This is a genomic window from Pseudoalteromonas sp. T1lg22, assembly GCF_002964645.1.
Classification (GTDB): domain Bacteria; phylum Pseudomonadota; class Gammaproteobacteria; order Enterobacterales; family Alteromonadaceae; genus Pseudoalteromonas.
In genome coordinates this window covers 191,791-211,673 of sequence record NZ_PQBY01000010.1, presented here as the reverse complement: position 1 = coordinate 211,673, position 19,883 = coordinate 191,791, and the positions used below count along the sequence as shown (strand labels likewise).

At 50.4% G+C, this 19,883-nt stretch carries 14 protein-coding genes and 1 pseudogene; 11 read left to right on the top strand and 4 right to left on the bottom strand.

Features of this window, described 5'->3' with window-relative positions:
* Positions 1-3: 3 nt before the first annotated feature.
* Positions 4-3,435, bottom strand: coding sequence for a PAS domain-containing hybrid sensor histidine kinase/response regulator (locus tag C2M24_RS06810; protein ID WP_105213773.1), 3,432 nt, complete (start codon positions 3,433-3,435; stop codon positions 4-6).
* A gap of 331 nt (positions 3,436-3,766) precedes the next feature.
* On the opposite strand from C2M24_RS06810, the gene C2M24_RS06805 reads away from it, so the two are divergent.
* From C2M24_RS06805 to C2M24_RS06790, 4 genes and pseudogenes are all read left to right on the top strand, one after another.
* Complete coding sequence (locus C2M24_RS06805; protein WP_105190622.1) at positions 3,767-4,030, top strand: DUF4212 domain-containing protein; 264 nt, start codon at positions 3,767-3,769, stop codon at positions 4,028-4,030.
* Between the two features lie 11 nt (positions 4,031-4,041).
* Positions 4,042-5,767: pseudogene (locus C2M24_RS06800) on the top strand (sodium:solute symporter family protein).
* 119 nt (positions 5,768-5,886) lie between these two features.
* Entirely contained in the window at positions 5,887-7,737 is a 1,851-nt protein-coding gene (locus C2M24_RS06795; RefSeq protein ID WP_105213733.1) for a DUF294 nucleotidyltransferase-like domain-containing protein, read from the top strand.
* A 2-nt stretch (positions 7,738-7,739) separates the two neighbouring features.
* The gene (locus tag C2M24_RS06790; RefSeq protein ID WP_105200790.1) at positions 7,740-8,384 is read left to right on the top strand and encodes a 3'-5' exonuclease; all 645 of its coding nucleotides are present in this window, start codon (positions 7,740-7,742) and stop codon (positions 8,382-8,384) included.
* Here the strand turns inward: C2M24_RS06790 and C2M24_RS06785 are convergent.
* The gene (locus C2M24_RS06785; RefSeq protein ID WP_158677891.1) at positions 8,371-8,766 is read right to left on the bottom strand and encodes a rhodanese-like domain-containing protein; all 396 of its coding nucleotides are present in this window, start codon (positions 8,764-8,766) and stop codon (positions 8,371-8,373) included. The two genes, C2M24_RS06790 and C2M24_RS06785, sit on opposite strands and share 14 nt — an antisense overlap.
* Before the next feature lie 258 nt (positions 8,767-9,024).
* On the opposite strand from C2M24_RS06785, the gene C2M24_RS06780 reads away from it, so the two are divergent.
* From C2M24_RS06780 to csrA, 6 genes are all read left to right on the top strand, one after another.
* Positions 9,025-9,645: a GTP cyclohydrolase II gene (locus C2M24_RS06780; RefSeq protein WP_105200788.1), complete on the top strand. Its 621-nt coding sequence runs from the start codon at positions 9,025-9,027 to the stop codon at positions 9,643-9,645.
* A 30-nt stretch (positions 9,646-9,675) separates the two neighbouring features.
* Positions 9,676-10,497, top strand: a complete 822-nt coding sequence (locus C2M24_RS06775; protein ID WP_105213732.1) for a BPSS1780 family membrane protein — start codon at positions 9,676-9,678, stop codon at positions 10,495-10,497.
* On the top strand, positions 10,497-10,961 hold the full coding sequence (locus C2M24_RS06770) for a regulatory protein RecX (protein WP_105213731.1): 465 nt from the start codon (positions 10,497-10,499) through the stop codon (positions 10,959-10,961). Before C2M24_RS06775 ends, C2M24_RS06770 begins: the two co-directional genes overlap by 1 nt.
* Before the next feature lie 10 nt (positions 10,962-10,971).
* Positions 10,972-13,572 (top strand): alanine--tRNA ligase, encoded by a 2,601-nt coding sequence (gene alaS / locus C2M24_RS06765; protein ID WP_105213730.1) that lies wholly within the window; start codon positions 10,972-10,974, stop codon positions 13,570-13,572.
* A gap of 21 nt (positions 13,573-13,593) precedes the next feature.
* Positions 13,594-14,811, top strand: coding sequence for an aspartate kinase (locus C2M24_RS06760; protein WP_105200785.1), 1,218 nt, complete (start codon positions 13,594-13,596; stop codon positions 14,809-14,811).
* Positions 14,812-14,903: 92 nt separating this feature from the next.
* Complete coding sequence (gene csrA / locus C2M24_RS06755; protein ID WP_105190613.1) at positions 14,904-15,098, top strand: carbon storage regulator CsrA; 195 nt, start codon at positions 14,904-14,906, stop codon at positions 15,096-15,098.
* Positions 15,099-15,120: 22 nt separating this feature from the next.
* On the opposite strand, the gene C2M24_RS06750 is transcribed toward csrA, so the two are convergent.
* Positions 15,121-15,600, bottom strand: a complete 480-nt coding sequence (locus C2M24_RS06750; RefSeq protein WP_105213729.1) for a YcxB family protein — start codon at positions 15,598-15,600, stop codon at positions 15,121-15,123.
* 37 nt (positions 15,601-15,637) lie between these two features.
* Here C2M24_RS06750 and C2M24_RS06745 point away from each other — a divergent pair, with 37 nt between their 5' ends.
* Positions 15,638-16,579: a hypothetical protein gene (locus C2M24_RS06745; protein ID WP_105213728.1), complete on the top strand. Its 942-nt coding sequence runs from the start codon at positions 15,638-15,640 to the stop codon at positions 16,577-16,579.
* Between the two features lie 48 nt (positions 16,580-16,627).
* Here C2M24_RS06745 and C2M24_RS06740 read toward each other — a convergent pair whose 3' ends face one another.
* Positions 16,628-19,603 (bottom strand): TonB-dependent receptor domain-containing protein, encoded by a 2,976-nt coding sequence (locus tag C2M24_RS06740; protein ID WP_105213727.1) that lies wholly within the window; start codon positions 19,601-19,603, stop codon positions 16,628-16,630.
* Between the last annotated feature and the right edge of the window lie 280 nt (positions 19,604-19,883).

Below are 19,883 nucleotides of genomic sequence, written 5' to 3'. Positions count from 1 at the left end.
TTTTTATAAGGAATGATTTAGCAGGGCCTTTAGTTTAGCGGGCTTAACCGGCTTGGAAAGATAATGCACACCGGCATTTTTTGCCGCCAGTTTTAACTGGTCGTCGCGCACCGCAGTGATCAAAATAGCGGGTATCTCTTTGCCTCTCAGGGCACGGATCTTGGCTATCAGAGCCAGGCCATCATCGCCCTCACCAAGCTGATAATCCATAAAGATAATATCGATATTGGTGTCGCTCTCGACCACAGCCAGCGCTTGCTCAGCCCCTTGGCAACCATGACAGCGTGCGCCCCATTTGTTCAGTAGATGACGCATGGCTTCTATATTGGCGGCCTCATCATCGACCACCAGTACATCATAATGAGATTGAGCCGCAGCTGTGGTTGCCGGAAGACTTGAACCTTGAATTCGAGCCAGCGAGCCGTAGGGCACTTCTACCTTAAAGCAACTGCCCTTGCCGAATTGTGAGCGCATGGTCAGGGGATGGGAAAGCAGCTCGGCCATGCGTTTTACCACCCCAAGCCCAAGGCCGACACCCTTGTTGTCGCCGGACTCAACGCGATAGAAATCATCGAATATTTTTTTCTGTTCATGATCTGAAATGCCCAGACCCGTATCCCACACCTCTATGCTGAGATGGTGTTTACGGCGGCGACAGGCAACCAGCACCTTGCCGCTTGGGGTGTATTTCACCGCGTTGGAAACCAGATTCTGAATGATGCGGCGCAGATAGGTGGTATCGCTGTGGACCACCTCATTGCTCGAACGCAGGGTCAGTTTCAGACCCTTGTCGGCGCATAAAATGGCGTATTCATTGACCAGGGGCGTAAGAATATCGTCGATATGAAAGTGGCGTGGCGTGGGCGACATGGCGCCTTGGTCGAGCTTGGCAATATCGAGCAGGGCCGACATCAGGTGCACTGTACTGTCCAGACTATCACCGAGCTTGGCCAGGCTATTGGCGTTGTGGGCGCTTAGCTCCTGCTCGTCCATGGACGCCAGATACAGGCGCGCGGCATTGAGGGGCTGGAGAATATCGTGGCTGGCCAGGGCGAGGAAGCGGGTTTTACTGTCGTTGGCATGTTCCGCTTCTAGTTTTGCCGCCTTCAATGCCTGCTCGATTTGCTCCCTGCTGGCGATTTGCGCCTTAAGATCCTGGTTCATGGCGCGTACTTCCTGGGTCCGTGCCTCGATGCGGTTTTCCAGATCCATGTTGATCTCTTCCAGGGCGTTTTGCGTCTCCATGTGTGCGGTAATATCGGAAAAACTGGTCACAAAGCCGCCGTCCGGCAGCGGGTTACCAATCATTTCAAACACCTGGGCGTTGCGGCGATGACGAATAAAGTGATGGGGGGTGCCGTTACGCAGGTGTCGCACCCGTTTTTCCACATGCTGTTCGATTTCGCCGGGGCCGCATTCACCGCGCATGGCGTTATAGCGGATCACCTCTTCTATGGGCTGACCTTGCTGTAAGAAGCCGTCTGGGTAGCCAAACATCTGCGCGTAGCGCTTGTTCCAGGCCACCAGATTAAGGTCCTTATCGACGACGGAAATACCTTGGCTCAGATTTTCTAACGAGGTAAACAAGAGGTTCTGGTTAAAACGCAGCGCTTGCGTGGTTTCGTCGAAAAAGTTGACCACTTCTTCAAAGGCCAGGCGTTTGCCACTGGCCACGGTTTGTATCAAGGCTTGTGCCGAGGAGGCGCCAAGCACCCCGGTCAGGGCGCGCTCGCAATAGGCGATAAATTCATTGCTTGGTTGGGCATTGTTGTCGTCTATATCTTCGCTCAGGCTGTAATGAGCCAGCACCTGGGTACTACGCTGGGCGCCGAGGAAGGTTTGCAGCAGCACTTTAAAGTCATACACGGTGGCATCAACGTTCTTATTCAGACGCTTGGCAAAGTTCAGTTGCTCCATGGGATTAACAAAGGCGGCGGCCTGAATGCGGTCGATAAGGCGCTCCTGAGCCCCTAAAGAGAAGCTGATATAGCAGCAGATATTGGCAAACAGGGCGATGAGGGTGCCCTGGGTAATTAGATTTTGCTGGGCACCGCTGTCGAGTGCCGTGGTGGCGCTCAGAATAGGGATGAGCAGGAACAGGGTCCAACAGACTACACCGGCGGTCAGGCCCGCATACACGCCATAGGCATGGCCCTTACGCCAATACAGGCCGCCGACTATGGCCGGCAGTAACTGGGTGACTAAAGAAAATGCCACCAAGCCCATGGAGGCCAGGGTTTCACCATGACCAAAAAACTGCTGATAGAGATAAGACAGCAGCAATATGGCGCCTATGGTAAAGCGTCGCACCAGTAAGATACGCGAGCGATAGCTGGTGTTGATATGGCTGCGGCGGAACTTACGTTTAAGTAACAGCGGCAGTACCACGTCATTGGAGATCATGGTGCTCAGGGTCAGGGTCGCTACCACTATCATGGCGGTGGCCGCTGACAGGCCGCCGATAAAAACAAAGGTAGTCAAAACACTGTGACCGCTGCTCAGCGGCAGTGCCAATACAAAGCTGTCGGCGCTATGGCCATGGCCAATTTCCGGCATTATGGCGGCGCTGGCGATGGGAATAATCATCAGCGCAATAAGTAGTAAATACAGGGGGAAGGCCCAGCGTGCCGTGCGCAGATGGCGGATATCCTGGTTATCAACCACGGTGACATGAAACTGGCGTGGCAAGCAAATGATGGCCGCCGCCGCCATCAGGGTCTGGCCGATAAAGCCAAAACTCAGTACCTGGGAGTTCCGCCAGTGTTGCCATACGGTATCGAGTGAAACGCTCTGGGGGAGGCTGTAAAAGGTATATAAAGCGAGACCGGCGACAAAGACCAGGGCAATCAGCTTAACCAGGGATTCAAAGGCCACCGCCAGCATTAAACCTGAGCGGTACTCGGTCACATCCACCTTGCGGGTTCCGAAGAAGATGGCGAACACCGCCATGATCAGGGCTCCGCCCAGAGCCAGCACAGGGCCTGAGATCTTGGAATCTCCCGATAATAAGATAAAGCTGCTGGAGAGCGCCTTAAGCTGCAGGGCGATATAGGGAATGGTGGCCATCAGGGCGATAAAGGTCACTAAAATCGCCGTCAGTTGCCGTTTGCCGTAGCGCGCCGAGATAAAGTCGGCAATGGTGGTGATATTTTGCTTTTTACTTACCAAGACGAGTTTGCGCAGGAAGCCCTGAAAGAAGACAAACAATAAAATGGGCCCGAGCAAAATTGGCAAGTAGTGCCAACCATCACTGGCGGCTGTGCCCACCGAGCCGTAGTAGGTCCAGGAGGTACAGTAGATCCCGATCGCCAAGGCATACACAAAGGGGTGATGGCTGATGTACTTGGCCCAGGGTGTGGTTTTGTCGCCCCAGTTGGCTAACCAAAACAACACGGAGATATAGGCCAGAGATACAAGAATTAAAGCTAAGGTCATGGTGTAAGGGTTATTTTTATAAGTACCTCTACCATAGCAAAAGCCCATGGCGAATAGCAGTGCTTTTGTTGCGCACTAGCATGCGACTAAGGGTTATTAGACTAATGTATAAATGCCAAAAAATGCCGTGCCAACCATTTCCTTAATAGCCAAAAAATTCATTATCCATATGTTTTTATTGGTTATTTTTTATTTTATGCTTCTCTCTCATCAAAGGTTAACTTTTTGTTACGACTAAGGTCTGAATTTCCTCTTGGCCAAGCATTGCTAGATTCAAAAGTGATGATAACAACCGTTCATGCCTTTGGGTGTGATGTAAAGGGGATACAAAATGGCTTTTAAAGATGCAGAACATGCGAAGGCCTATTGGAGTGAAAACCTCAGCCTGGTATTTAAATTACTAGTGGTGTGGTTTGTCGTTTCTTTTGGCTTTGGCATTTTGTTGGTCGACGTACTCAACGAAGTACGATTCTTTGGGTTTAAACTGGGCTTTTGGTTTTCACAACAAGGCGCTATTTACACCTTTGTAGCTCTTATTTTTGTCTACGCATACAAAATGAATGCGTTAGATAAGAAATACGGCGTAGACGAATAAGGAGCAAAATGATGGATGTTCAAGGACTTACCTTTTTAATTGTTGGCCTGAGCTTTGCGCTCTATATAGGTATCGCCATTTGGGCGCGTGCCGGCTCAACCAATGAATTCTATGTTGCCGGTGGTGGCGTACCACCCTTAGCCAATGGTATGGCTACGGCCGCAGACTGGATGAGTGCAGCCTCGTTTATTTCCATGGCGGGGATCATCTCCTTTGCCGGTTATGACGGCGGTGTATATCTTATGGGTTGGACCGGTGGTTATGTACTGCTGGCGCTGTGCCTAGCACCTTATTTGCGTAAATTTGGCAAGTTTACGGTGCCGGATTTTATCGGTGACCGTTACTACTCACAGGCAGCCCGTGTGGTCGCTATTTTCTGTGCCATCTTTATCTGCTTTACCTACATCGCCGGTCAGATGCGTGGTGTGGGCGTAGTATTCTCGCGCTTCCTGGAAGTAGACATTGAAACCGGTGTATAATATCGGCATGGTGATTGTATTCTTCTACGCCGTACTTGGCGGCATGAAGGGCATTACCTACACCCAGGTTGCTCAGTACTGCGTGCTGGTATTTGCCTACCTGGTACCTGCTATCTTTATTTCCTTGATGATGACGGGTCACCTGTTGCCACAAACCGGTTTCGGCGGCACCTTATCCGACGGCTCCGGACTCTACTTGCTCGATAAGCTTGACGGTCTCAGTACCGAGCTCGGATTTGCCCAATACACCGAAGGCTCCAAGAGTATGGTTGATGTCTTTGCCATTACCGGCGCGCTAATGGTGGGTACCGCAGGTCTGCCTCATGTAATCGTACGCTTCTTCACTGTACCTCGCGTTCGTGATACCCGTATCTCGGCGGCTTGGACCCTGGTCTTTATTGCCATCGTCTATACCACGGCTCCGGCGGTTGCATCATTCGCTCGCGTGAACATGATCGACACCATTAATGGTAAAGACGGCAGCGGTACCTTGTATGAAGAAGCACCGCAGTGGATTAAAAACTGGGAAAGAACCGGCCTTATCACCTTCAACGACAAGAATGAAGATGGTCGTATGAACTATTCGGCGGGTGACATTAATGATCCAGCCAGCGCCAATGAAGTGAAGGTTGACCGCGATATCATGGTACTTGCGAACCCTGAAATTGCCGACCTGCCAGCCTGGGTTATTGCTTTGGTAGCCGCAGGTGGTATTGCCGCAGCGCTATCGACAACCGCAGGCCTGTTACTGGTTATTTCTACCTCGGTTTCTCACGATTTGTTAAAACGTACCTTGAAACCGGATATCAACGATAAGCAAGAGCTGTTGGCGGCGCGTTTGGCGGCCATGGTAGCAATTGGTATCTCTGCCTACTTTGGTATCAACCCGCCTGGCTTTGTAGCCTCTGTGGTGGCCTTTGCCTTCGGTCTTGCGGCGGCGAGTTTCTTCCCAGCCATTATTATGGGGATTTTCTCAAAACGCATGAACAAAGAAGGTGCCATTGCCGGTATGGTTACGGGTATAGGTTTCACCGCCGCGTACATCATCTACTTCAAGTTTGTTAGCCCAGAGCTAAACAGTGTCGAGCATTGGCTATTTGGTATCTCACCTGAAGGTATCGGCCTTGTGGGTATGCTGGTCAACTTCTTTGTTGCTGCCGTGGTGCAACGCATGACTGCGGAAACTCCGGATGAGATCAAAGAAATGGTTGAGGGCATTCGTAATCCTAAAGGTTCTGCAACGGCCCATTCGCACTAAGGTGTAGTAACCTAACCTTGCAGATAACAAGCCCGACCTTAGACCAAGGTCGGGCTTTTTTTGTTGTTGAATAGGTCCTAGATTTAGTCTTGTTACCACATGTGTTTAGGACGTGGACTATGAGTGCCCAGCATCAGGATATTTTTGACTTTGTCAGCCAGCAGGCGCCATTTAACGCCTTGCCAGACTCTGCCTGCGATTATTTTACCCATCATTTAGAAGTAATTTATGTCACCCGGGAAAATCAGCATCAATGGCTGGATTCTGCCCATCCCAAGTTATTTTTACTTCGCAGCGGTGTTATTGAGCTGGTGGCCGCCGACGGCGAGCCTATTGCGCGCCTCACCGGGGGCGACTATTTTGGTTATCCCTCCTTGCTTAGCGGCGAGAGTATAAAAAACCGCATTGAGGTGAAGCGTGAAGCCCTGGTCTATATGCTCTCGCAAGCGGACTTCGATTATCTGCGCCACGAATATAAGGCGTTTGAACAATATTTTGTGCGTGCTCATTCAAACCGACTCTTGTCGTCTAAGTATCAGCACCATGGTGATAGTTGGTCGGAGCGCAAAATTGCCCAGTTGATGACGCGTCAGGCCATCACTCTGACCCCGGATGCCAGTATTCGTCAATGCGCGCAGACCATGAGCGAGCATAGGGTGTCTTCCATTATGGTGACTCAGGGGGAGGGCCAGGAGGCTCGCTTAATTGGTGTGGTTACCGACCGGGATTTACGCTCGCGGGTATTGGCCGAAGGCGTGGACCCAGAGTGCAGCATTGCCGAAATCATGAGTGTGGAACCCAAGTTTATTTTTGAAAACAACCGGGTGTTTTCGGCCATGCACTTGATGCTCAAACACAATATTCACCACTTGCCGGTGCTTAACGAGCTGCATCAACCGCTCGGCATGGTCACCTCTACCGACTTGCTACGCCAGCAAAAAAGCGACCCGGTGCAATTGATTGGTCGCATCTACAAGGCCAGCGGAGTTGCCGACTTAAAACGTTATGCTCAGGAAGTCCCCGAACTACTTGAGGGTTTTGCCTATCATATTGATGACATCAGTTTGATTGGCAAGTTACTCAGTGGCATCAGCGATGCCTTGACCACACGTTTAATTCAGCTGTTTCAACAGCGCCACGGCGATGCCCCGGCCCGCTTTAGCTGGATTTGCTTTGGCTCTCAGGCCCGCGAAGAGCAAACCCTGCACTCGGACCAGGATAATGGCCTGCTCTTGCCCAATGGTCTGGATGAAGAGCAGCGCGAGTATTTTAAGGCCATGGGGGAGTTTGTTTGCCAGCAGTTGGATGTGTGCGGTATCAGGCGTTGCCCAGGCAATATTATGGCCAGCAATGAAGCCTGCCGCCTGAGTCTGGATGGCTGGCTTGATAAGTTTGACCGCTGGCTGTCCAGTCCGACGCCGGAGGCCATGCTGAATTGCAAAATCTTCTTCGATATTCGTTTTATCAGCGGCTCGAGTGATTTGTTCGCCACCTTTAGCGAGGCCTTATCGGCGCTTAAACCCGATCAGTTCTTCTACCGCGCCCTGGCCAGTGAGTTAAATCTAAACTCGGTGCCCATAGGTCTGTTTAATCAACTTAAAACCGAGGCAGATGCCGAGCGCCATAAATACATAGATTTAAAACGCCGTGGCATAGTGATCATCAATGATATTGTTCGCCTCTATGCGCTGCAGGCCAATATTCGCCATGCCAGTACCTTGGAGCGCCTCGATGCGCTTAGCAAAACCCAGTGGTTGTCGAAAAAGGATATTTTTGATCTTAAGGATTGCTGGCGCTACCTCACTCAGTTGCGCCTGCGCGCTCAGCTTGATAATGAGCCGCTGCCCAGCAACTGTATCAACCCCGATGGCCTGACTTCCCTGGAGCGGCATCAATTAAAAGAGGCCTTTTATCTGGTGCGCCAGGCACAGCAAGCGGCAACCTTTAAATTTGCCCGCGGGAGTCTGTAACCATGACCTATTCCTGGTGGCAGCAAGTGAAGTCGCAGTTGGGGTTCGATCCCCATGGCTTGTCACGGCCTTGGACTAGTCATAGGTATGTGGTAGTGGACCTGGAGTTAACCGGTTTAAACCCCAGGGAGCATGAGGTGGTGTCGCTGGCCTGGGTGGTGATAGAGCAGCAAAGCATTAAGCTTAGTCAAAGTGGTCATTTGTTGCATCAGGGAGTATTGGAGCTGGCGCAGTCACCTATTTACCACGGTATTACCGCCGAGCGCCTGCAGCTTGAGGGGTTACCCATGGCACAAATACTTGAGCGTTTTGGTGCCGTATGTGCCGACAGTATTTTGGTGTTTCACAACAGTTTGCTTGATACTCGTTTCTTGCAGCGGGTCTGCAAAGAGCACAAGGTGCAGTTACCCCGAATCACCTTGGATACCCTGAAAATTGAGCAAAGGCGCTTGGCACGCCAGGGCTCGGATATTGCCTTTGATGCCTTGTCCTTGGAAGCCTGTCGAGCGCGTTATGGTTTAATGGCGCATACGTCCCATGATGCGCTCAGCGATGCCTTGGCTACCGCTGAGCTGTTTTTGGCTCAGGCCAACCAGATCAGTAAGCGTGAACCTGTGCCTTTAAGCGCCTTGATCACGGCTGGGTAATCTCTGGCAATTGCTGCTTTTGCCAGCCCAGCCAATCGCCTTCAAGATGGTACACTTGCTTAAAACCAAGCTCTTGCAAGGTGCTGATGGCCATGGCTGCGCGGCGGCCGCTGCGGCAATAAACCACTATGGGGCGTTCTTTATCGAGCTCGGCGGCATGCTCCGCCAACACATTGTGGCTGATGTTAACGGCCCCCTTGATATGCCCTTGTTGATATTCTTCACTGGTGCGCACGTCCAATAACTGCATTGGCTCGGCATTAAAGCGGTCAACCAAGAGTTGCTGCGCGGCTATATCTGTTGCTTCGCCTTGTGCCATACTTAAGGGCGAGCAAAAAAGTGCGATTGCGGCGATAAGCGCCGCGCCGGTGTTTTTCATCATAGATCTTCCCCTTGTTACTAAAACGCCTGAGCGCCGTTTATCCCAACCAACTGCTATTACCATCAGCTTCATGTTTTAACATTGTGGCTGCCAGTAACCATAGCATAACTTTTTGTCGGTCTGAATTGTGTGTTTGCACGTCGCGAGGGCCACTTGTTTCGTGCTATCATTGCCGCCATTTACTAAGTAAAGCAGGCTGATCTTTGAGGTTGGCTTTGTTATATTATTACAATTGTTTATTGTACAGAGTGAGTCGTCGTGGCCGAAGTCAGAGCTAGGGTCCATTTAAATGTGGGCAAAAAAAGTGATATTCCTGCGGAAATCGTATCTTTTAGTGGATTAAAAGATGGTCAGGAACATGTTGCCTTAATTTTTAACCAAGCGGATGAGCAACAAACGCCCCTGATCCGTATGCACTCAGAGTGCCTGACCGGCGATGTATTTCACTCCAGCCGCTGCGATTGCGGTGAGCAACTTAATGAAAGCATCGAGCTTATGCATGAGCAAGGTGGGGTGCTTCTTTATCTTCGCCAAGAGGGTCGCGGCATTGGTTTGTACAATAAGCTCGATGCCTATGTGTTGCAGTCTCAGGGCATGAACACCTATGAAGCCAACAATCATCTTGGCTTTGCCGACGATCTGCGGGATTTCTCCGATGCTGTTTTAATGCTTAAGGCGCTTGGCATTAGCCAGGTCAAGCTGATGACCAATAATCCGAAGAAGCTCGATGCCCTGCGTAACAATGGCATAGAGGTTAAGGCCGTCGTTGGCACCCATGCGCATATCAAGGTGGGGCAAACCGGTAATCAGGCGTACCTGGAAACCAAAATAGCCCATGGTGCACACATGCTGGATATTAAAAAAATTAAGAAATCATAAGCGTAATACGCAAAAGGAAGATTAGTCATCATGTCGATAGAAATACGCGTGCACAAGGCCAGCTCGGGAGCCCGCTGGTATAAAGCAGGTTTGGATATTTTCCAACGCCAGCCGTTTATTTTTATGTTTATGTATATGTTTATTGCCGCTGTGGGCATGCTGGGCTTTGTCCTGCCGCTGCTAAAAATTCCGGCGGCCTTGGCCACGCCATTTTTATTGGCGGGCTTTTATCAGGCAGCCTTGCGCCGCCAACAGGGGCATAAGGTTGCCTTTGCCGATATCCTGAATGTTTTTTCCCAACAGGGCAGACGCATGTTGCTGTTTCGTGTTGGTCTCTACCAAATGGGCGCGGCCTTGCTGTTGGGCATGGTGAGCAGCTTGTTGTTTGCCGATGCGGTGGCTGTGCTTAGCCAGCCGGATATCGACCCGCAAGTGGCGCTGCAAGAGTTAGCGCAAAGTTTCTCCTTCCCCGCGGTAGCCCTGATTTTAGTCCTCTTTAGCGTTTATTTGTGTGCTTTTGCCTTTGCCGTGCCCTTGGTTTATTTTGGCGGTCATACGTCTATGTGGGCGGTAATGAAGGCCAGCCTGTTGGCGTTTTACCGTAATATGGCGGCGATGACGGTTTATGGCCTGATCGGCGCCGCTCTGATGCTGGTCTGTGCGATTTTGTCTCTTATTCCTCTTCTTGTTGTTATGCCGATTTGCTACATTAGCTTATTCATCGCCTTTCAGGCGATATTTATGCCGCAATTACAGCAGCATGAAGGTGATAAGGGCGCAGTGGATAGGGCTCAAAATGAGCAGGCGAAGCCACAGGAATCACATTCTTCCGATGGCCGGTTTGACGCTTAATGGATGAGCGCGAACAGCAAAAACAAAAGAATTATGTGCTCTGGTTACTGGGGCGGCAGGAATACAGCCGCAGGGATTTGCAGCGCAAATTGCAGCAACGTCAGGTACCAGAGGAGTTTGCCACCAAGCTGTTAGATTGGTGCGAGCAACAGGGATTTTTGGACGATAACCGCTATTGCGCCAGCTTTATTCGCCGGGCAATAGATAAGCGTCACGGGCCGCGCCGTATTTGTGCCGATGCTCAGCAAAAGGGTCTGGATAAAGACCAGGTGGCTGGGGCCTTGGCAGAAATGGACGTCGATTGGTTCGAACTGGCTCAAGAGGCCTACCAGCGTAAATTTAAGACGCTGGGAAAACAACTAGATTATAAGGAAAAAGCCAAGCGTATTCGTTACTTAACGGCGCGTGGTTTTGACTACCAACAAATAGAATTTGCACTTGCAAGTGAAGCGACAGACGAGTGAGAAAAACGCAATGCAGCATTTGACGACCGCACAGCTAAGACAGAAGTTCTTAGATTATTTCGCCAAACACCAACATCAGGTGGTGCCTTCGGCCTCTTTGGTGCCGGGCAATGACCCCACCTTGTTATTCAACAACGCCGGTATGGTGCCTTTTAAAGACGTGTTCCTGGGCGCAGAAAAGCGTCCTTATACCCGTGCCGCCAGTGCTCAGCGTTGTGTTCGTGCCGGTGGTAAGCACAATGACCTGGAAAACGTAGGTTATACCGCCCGTCACCATACCTTCTTTGAAATGCTGGGTAACTTCAGCTTTGGCGATTACTTTAAAGAGCAGGCCATTGCCTTTGCCTGGAAGTTTTTGACCGAAGAGCTGCAACTACCGAAAGAAAAGCTGTGGGTGACCGTTTTCACCGAAGATGACGAAGCCGCCGATATTTGGATTAACCAAATTGGTGTGCCTAAAGAGCGCGTGTCACGCATAGGTGCAAAAGATAACTTCTGGTCTATGGGCGATACGGGTCCTTGTGGTCCTTGTTCAGAAATTTTCTATGATCACGGTGAGGAAGTCTGGGGTGGTCCTCCGGGCACGCCAGAAGAAGATGGCGACCGTTATATCGAGATTTGGAACCTGGTATTTATGCAATTTAACCGTCACGCCGACGGTACCATGGAGCCATTGCCGAACCCATCTATCGATACCGGCATGGGCCTTGAGCGTATTGCCGCTATCTTACAGGGCGTGCACTCAAACTATGAAATCGACCTTTTCCAGGCCCTGATCAGCTCAGCTGCTAAGGTGACTAATGCTCAGGATATGGAAGACAAGTCGCTGCGCGTAATCGCCGACCATATTCGTTCATGTGCCTTCTTGGTACTCGATGGTGTTATGCCTTCGAATGAAGGTCGTGGTTATGTATTACGCCGTATTATTCGTCGCGCCGTGCGCCACGGTAATAAGCTGGGCGCCAAGGGCACCTTCTTCCACAAGATAGTGGCCGAGCTGGTGGCGCAAATGGGTGATGCTTACCCTGAGCTGGCCCAGAAGCAGGGCATTATCGAGAAAGTATTACGCATCGAAGAAGAGCAGTTTGGTAAGACGCTTGAGCGTGGCCTGGCGATTCTTGAGGAGCACTTGAGCAGCTTAGAAGGGGATGTGATCCCGGGTGATGTGGTCTTTAAGCTTTACGATACCTATGGTTTCCCGGCGGACTTAACCGCGGATGTGGCCCGTGAGCGCTTTTTGACCATAGACGAGAAGGGCTTCCAGGAATGTATGGATGTGCAGCGCAAAAAAGCCCAACAAGCGGGCAAGTTTGGCGCCGACTACAACAATCAATTACGCTCGGATAAGTCGACCGAATTTAAAGGCTATGATGCTCAGCAGCACAGCGCCACGGTAGTGGAAATGTTTGCCGCCGGTGAGAAGGTCAGCCTGCTTAACGATGGCGAAGAAGGGATAGTGATCCTTAACCGCACCCCTTTCTATGCCGAGTCTGGTGGCCAGGTGGGCGACACAGGTGTGCTGGCTACTGCCAACGGTCAGTTTATCGTTACCGATACGCAAAAACTGGGTAATGCCTTTGCTCACCACGGTAAGGTGGTAGGGCAGATTGGTGTGAACGACAAGGTGGATGCGCGCATCGATGCCGAGCGTCGCGACCGCATTAAGAAAAACCACACTGCGACTCACCTTATCCATGAAGCTTTGCGTCAGGAGTTGGGTGAGCACGTAAACCAGAAAGGTTCATTGGTGCAAGCGGATCGCCTGCGCTTTGACTTCTCGCACTTTGAAGGTGTGACGCCAGAGCAATTACAGCACGTTGAAAAGAAAGTGAATGACGAAATTCGTCATAACTTTGCGCTGCAAACCGAGTTGATGGCCATAGATGCCGCCAAGGAAAAAGGTGCCATGGCGCTGTTTGGCGAAAAGTATGATGACGAAGTGCGTGTTGTTAGTATCGGCGACTACTCAATTGAGCTGTGTGGCGGTACTCACGTGGAGCGTACCGGTGATATCGGCTTATTCAAGATAGTTTCCGAAGCGGGTATCGCTGCGGGCGTACGTCGTATTGAAGCGGTGACCGGTGCCGACGCCCTAAACCATATTGCGGCGCAAGAAGAGAAGCTAACGCAAATCGCGGCGCTATTGAAAGCGGATAGCGGCAATGTTCTGGATAAGGTTCAAGGCCTGTTAGAGCGCTCTAAAGGCTTGGAAAAGCAGGTGGCTCAGCTTAACGACAAGCTTGCCAGCGCTGCCGGTGCCTCGCTGCTAGACGGCGCTAAAGACATCAATGGCGTTAAGGTATTGATTGCCAATGTGGCCGGTACAGAAAGCAAAGCCCTGCGTGGCATGGTTGATGATCTGAAAAACAAAATGGGTTCAGGCATTATCGCCCTGGGTGTTGCCGATGGCGATAAGGTTAGTTTGATCGCCGGTGTTACCAAGGATCTGACAGGTCAATTTAAGGCTGGAGAACTGGTTAACCATATGGCTGCTCAGGTTGGTGGTAAAGGTGGTGGTCGTCCCGATATGGCTCAGGCCGGCGGTACACAACCAGAACACCTTGACGCTGCCCTAGCCAGTGTTGAGGGCTGGGTGAGCGAACGCGGTTAATAGCGGGCTGTATTAAACACAGTGGCGCTTTTAGTCCAAAAATTCGGCGGCACCTCGGTTGGCTCTATTGAGCGGATTGAGGCGGTCGCCGATATTATTATTCGCCAACGGCAACTCGGTCATCAGGTGGTGGCCGTGGTCTCGGCCATGTCCGGGGAAACCAACCGCTTGTTGGCATTAGCCGGTCAAGTGGATGACAGGCCCAGTACGCGAGAACTCGATGTGCTGGTCAGCACCGGCGAGCAGGTAACTGCCTCGCTCTTGTCCATGGCGCTGATCCGCCGCGGTTATCCGGCGGTAAGCCTGCTCGGCGATCAGCTGGGTATGAATACCGACAACCTCTTTACCAAAGCTCGCATACTGGATATCGACACTCGTCGTCTGCGTCAGGAGCTGCAGCATGGTCGTATCGTTATTGCCGCCGGTTTTCAAGGTCGTGATAGCGAAGGCAATATTACCACTCTAGGCCGTGGCGGCAGCGATACCTCGGCGGTGGCCATTGCCGGGGCGCTTAATGCCGAAGAATGCCAAATCTACACAGACGTTAATGGTGTCTACAGTACCGATCCCCGTGTTGAACCCAAAGCGCGACGCCTCACCAGCATTGGCGTACCAGCTATGTTGGAGATGGCCAGCTTAGGGGCCAAGGTGCTGCATATCCGTGCCGTTGAGGCAGCGGCTCAGTATCGGGTGCCGTTGCGGGTATTATCCAGTTTTGACCCCGACCAGGGCACTTTAGTTTTAAGCGATGAGGACGAGCCAATGCCACAGCAAAATGTGTCGGGTATTGCCTTTAAAAGGGAACAAGCGCTCATTTTTCTAAATAATTGTGACGCAAATCCAGCAACTTTGGCGAATATACTAGAGTTGTTGGCCCATAAAGGCATAGAAGTCGATGTTATTAATCAAGTTAATCAAAAAGTTGGCAAAGTAGACTATGCTATAAGTATACCCAGCTTAGAGTTGCGAGAAGCGCTAGTTGCGTTATCAAATAGCGACCAATTAGCTGGGGTAAATATCACCACTCGGGACGATTTAGCCATGCTTTCTTTGGTGGGTGTGGGTATAAAAACAAATGCATCGATAAGCAGTCAGTTCTTTCGAGTTTTTGCTGACGAGAATATCGAGGTATTTATTGCAAGCTCTGGAGAGATAAAGCTTTCGGTACTGATCGAACGGCAATATTTAGAGCTTGCAGTAAGGGCACTGCATGCAAAATTTGGCATGGCAGATGAATAATTAAGCAAAGTTTTACTTACTTTTATAGTAATTATTCATTAAAATGCCGTTGACGGAATTTTTGACTAATTTGGAATAATGGGAGCAAGAGAATGCTAATTCTTACTCGTCGCGTTGGCGAAACCCTGATGATAGGTGACGAAGTCACGGTTACCGTATTAGGTGTGAAGGGTAACCAGGTACGTATTGGTGTGAATGCGCCTAAAGATGTATCTGTACACCGTGAAGAAATTTATATGCGAATACAAGCGGAAAAATCGGGTTCATCGAATCCGGGTAATGAATAATACCGCTGATTACTAAGCCACTTTAAAGTGGCTTTTGTTTTTTCTGGGCCAGTATAAATTCCCTTACTTGGTCATTTAATATGGCGTTGCTCAGATAATGGCGGTAGCCCTTATTGGTCACCAAGACTAGGCCTTTCTCTGTGCTCACAGTCTTGCTGATATTGGTCCAAGCCAAGGTGCGGGTTTTACCGTTTGCCGTGGTGCTGATCCCTTGCTCATCGATTTTTAGTTCAACCTCATGACCGGCGGCGCGAGAAAGGCGTTGACGGGCTACCCACCAGGCCTTTTGATAGCGATACGCCACCATCTCCAGCAAGGCCAAGGCAAATAAAAAATAGCCTACATAGTTGTTTTGCAGCTTTAGTATGCTAAACAGGGCGAGGGCAACCAAAAGCAGGATTAAACCATATTTGGGCTGTTTGCGATTGCTCAATGGTAACGATTGCTCGTAGCTTTCGAGGAAGTAGTCTTTGTCTAAGATGTAAGTGGTGGTGTAGTTCATATTCGCTCGCTTAAGCCACTGCAAAGTAAGGGATGTTATGCGTATTTTATTTTTTATGGCGGCACTGTTTATAAGCTCGGCCAGCTCGGCTCACGCCGCAGCGCAGCAATTTTTAGTCTTGGGTGATATGCCTTATACACCCATCGACGAGGCTCTGCTCAGTGCCCCTGATGGGCGATTATACCAAGCGATACAGCAAACCCCACACCTATTTGTGGCCCATGTGGGGGATTTAAAATCCGGCTCGTTGCCTTGCACCGATGACTTGCTGCAAAAAAATTATAACCTGGTGGCGCAATTAACCCGTGCGCCCTTTGTTTATACGCCCGGCGACAATGATTGGACAGATTGTGACAGGCCGGCTCTGGAGCCTGGTTTCGATGAGCTAGAGCGCCTTGCCTATATTCGTAAACACTTTGCTCAAACCCAGCTTTCGCTGCCTGATTATCAAAGACAGCAGGAGCAGGTGGAAAATCAGGCCTGGCGCATCGATGACGTACAATACCTGACCCTGCATGTGGTGGGTACCAACAATGGTCGCTCGCAAATATTAAAAAGCTCGCCACAAAACGCTATTGCCGCCGCCGAGAGCCGCGATAAATACAATATGCAGTGGCTCGCATCCGAGCTGGAAGGCGATGTTAACGCTGCGGTGATCTTTATGCAGGCGGATATCTATGCCGCCAATAACTATGGCGCACCTTGCACACAAGAGTTACAGCAAAACTGTGATGCGTTAGCGCTATACCGTCAGCACCTGGATACCTTGGCCGAGCAAGTGGCATTTCCCATTTTGCTGGTGCATGGCGATACCTCTGAGTTTTGTTTCTCGCAGCGCAAGTCCGGGTTATGGCATCTCAATGCCCCTGGCGATTTTCGCGTATTGGATGTTGCCAAAGTTCAGGTGCAGGACGCGCAGACGAAACCTTTTGTGGTCAGTACACTGACTCAGTCTGGTGCTATCCCTAAATGTGAATAATAAAAAAGCCGCGCTTAAGCGCGGCTTTAGGATGTAAAAATCGGGAGTTTAGAATTGAAAGCGAACGCCCAATTTAAACTTACGACCCAGTACGTCATAGCTACTTGGGAAGGTGTTACCCGAGTTAAAGCTGGTGCCACCTGCCTCACCACCTACAACCGGTGGCTCTTTCTCAAAGAGGTTATCCACGCCTAGGCTGGCGGTAATATTGTCGGTGATATGGTAGTTGGCATAGAGATCGAAGTAGCTGTAGGAACCGATACTTCTGAACCTAGGATCATAGTTTGGTACGACGGTACGATAAGGCTCAACATCTATACCATCCATATAGCGCCATTGTAGTGATACCGTAAAGTCATCCATGGCCCAGGTGGTACGCTGTACCGCACGCAGTTCGGATAGAGGATCGCAGTTGGTGCTGTAGTAACCCTTACAGTCGATAACACGGGCCGTCTCCGCACTTTGCGATTCCTGAGTCAGGTACTTGTTAACCGTACCTGAGAACTGTAGTTCACCCCAGTTATCCATAGGCCAGGCAAAGTTAAAACCAAGCTCTATGCCTTCGGCGCGAAGGTTTTTAAGGTTAGTGGTATATTGTTCAATACCTGCACCGGCAACGGTTAGGCCACCGCCAACACGTTGAATCTTGGCACATTGTTCGGCATCGCCTAATGTGTAACAGGCAGCAAGAATTTCATCAACAGTGAACTCACCTATGATGTCGTCGATATCTATATCGTAGTAGTCCAGACTGATGGTGAAATTTTCCAAGGTATCGAACTCGGGTGTCCAGACAATACCCGCGGTAAAGGTGCTAGCATCTTCCGCACCCGGTGGGTTAGCTGGATCGCTTCCGGAAATAACCTGCACCTGGCCTGAGATAAAATCTTGAACGTTACCTACTTGAGCAGCTGTCATGCCAGTAGACTCACAGAGCGCTCGCAAAGTTGAATCCGTTGCCAATCTTTCTGCATTGGTTACCGAACATGGATCGCTACCTGCGTTGTCCAGACCTGTCACCACGGGAGCGGCGATTTCACCCACGTTTGGTGCCCGCGTTGCTTGTTGTTGCATTACCCGTACCAGTACAGAGCTGACCGGACGCCAGTTAACACCTAGTTTCCAAGTTTCGTTTGAGCCCACGGTATCGTAATCGGCCCAGCGGAAACCAAACTCAACATCCAATGTTTCAGCAAAGGCCATACCGTCGAGTATGGGTAGATAACCCTCAAGGAAGAACTCATCAACGCTAAAGCCGCCTTCTATGGGGAGTTGGTTACCACCGGCACCGCCTTGACAGCTGGCTGGGGCGAGCTTCAAACACTCATCTGGCTCAAACAGGCCTTTTTCCTTACGGTACTCATAACCGAAACTCATGGCTAAAGGCGCACCGGCACCTGGGATTTCGATGAACTCCACCGGACCATTGATGGTGGCAGTGGCAATACGTTGACTGTATTTCTGTTGTTGTAGGGCAATAGCGGTAGCATAGCCGGCCATTTCATCGGTAATGGTACCGAAACCACCAAAGAGGTTGATGGGCACACAGGTGGCATCGCCATTCAAACAGGTTACACCGTCGGCGGTATCCAAGGCGTTCTGGATGTTAGTCAGGTTAGTATAACCGCCACGCACCGTGGTACGGTTTGACTCGCCGTATTGGAAGCTTACATCATATTGCCAATCGTCAAAGACGTAGCCATTCACACCGGTAACGAATTGGAACAAGGATGTATCGTAACGCTCGGTACGCGCGCCTAACTCTAAGGTACGACGGCGCAGCTGCACGGTAAGATAATCTTCTTCATCCACCATACCGTTGTCGTTAACGTCATTCCAATTGCTGCCATCAAGTAGTCCGTTGGCCAAGGCACCATTCCCTGCATCTATCATAAATTGACGGGCTTGGTCGCCAATCAGAGGGTTAAACAGGGGGAGTTGAAATGCCGAACCAAAGGTACCCGATGGCGCTACCTGGGTATCAACCGAGATAGAGCTGTAGGTTAGTGATGAATAGACTTCATGTTCTTCGGTCAGGTTATAGCGCGCCAGCGCGGTACCCGAGTAACGCTCAGAAGGGGTTTGATAGAAGTTATAAGGGTTGAAGTTAAATACACTACAGCTATCCGCTGCCAGCGTGCCATCGTTTCTAAATTGTCCCGATGAACTGGCGCCACCACCAACAATGGCAAAGCGTGTCGGGATAGCCGTTGTTGAACCGCCGCTTTCTACCGAGTTAGGTGCCTCACACTCAGGTGGAGCCGGGATTGGGGGCTCGCCATTTAAGAATTGCTCATAGTTGGCACCGCTTTTGGTTTCTATACCTAAGAGGCCGAGCGGGCGATCACCCAGGCGGATTTCCTTACGTTTGGTCCAATCTAATGACAACACCACGTTACCGCGATCATCTGCCAGGTTAGAACCTATGGTTAGTGAGATATTGTCTTTATCGCCGTCATTGTCACCGGTCTCCTGGTGCGAGGTATTGAGGGCTATCCCTTCAAAATTCTCTTTAAGGATAAAGTTAACCGCACCGGCGATAGCATCCGAACCATATACAGCCGAAGCACCACCAGTTACCACATCGATACGTTCAACCAGCGCTGCAGGGATTACCGATGTATCCACCTCACCATTATAGTTGTAAGGGATCATCCGACGGCCATTGACCAGGATAAGTGAGCGCTCTGAACCAAGACCACGCAGGTTAACCGTGGCGGCACCAGCAGAACCATTGTTCACGTTACTGCCGTCACCGGGAATGGTGGACGGCAAGGTACGTAGTACCTGCTCAACTTCAGGCTCTTGTTGAAAAGCAAGTTCTTGCTCGCCGATAGAGGTAATGGGGCTGGCCGATACGGCACCAGGTTGACGGATACGACTACCGGTTACGGCAATCACTTCGATATCTTTGTCGGCCTCTTCTTCGCCCGCGGCTTGTGCCTGAGGGGCAATAAAGGCCATAGAGGAAATGCTAACGCCGAGCGCGAGTTGAAGCGCCAGCGCAAGTCTGGATTTTAACATTGTCTTTCTCCCTAGTTATTAGATAGTTCTAATACATCAGGGACAATCAAACTGCGGTTGTTCCTATTAGCGCAATAAAGCTTAGACGCTGAAAGTCAATAATGCCAAGGGCTTTAGCCATATTGGTGCAAAATACTTGTTTCAAATTATTTTGGTCTTACCAATTTCTCTTTCTGGTAGGGTATCTTGCCCTGCCAAATCAGCTCTTCCCAGTAACCACTATTAATAATGGTTATATCCAATATTTTAATCGCATATATTCGGATTTAACCTGAGGTAT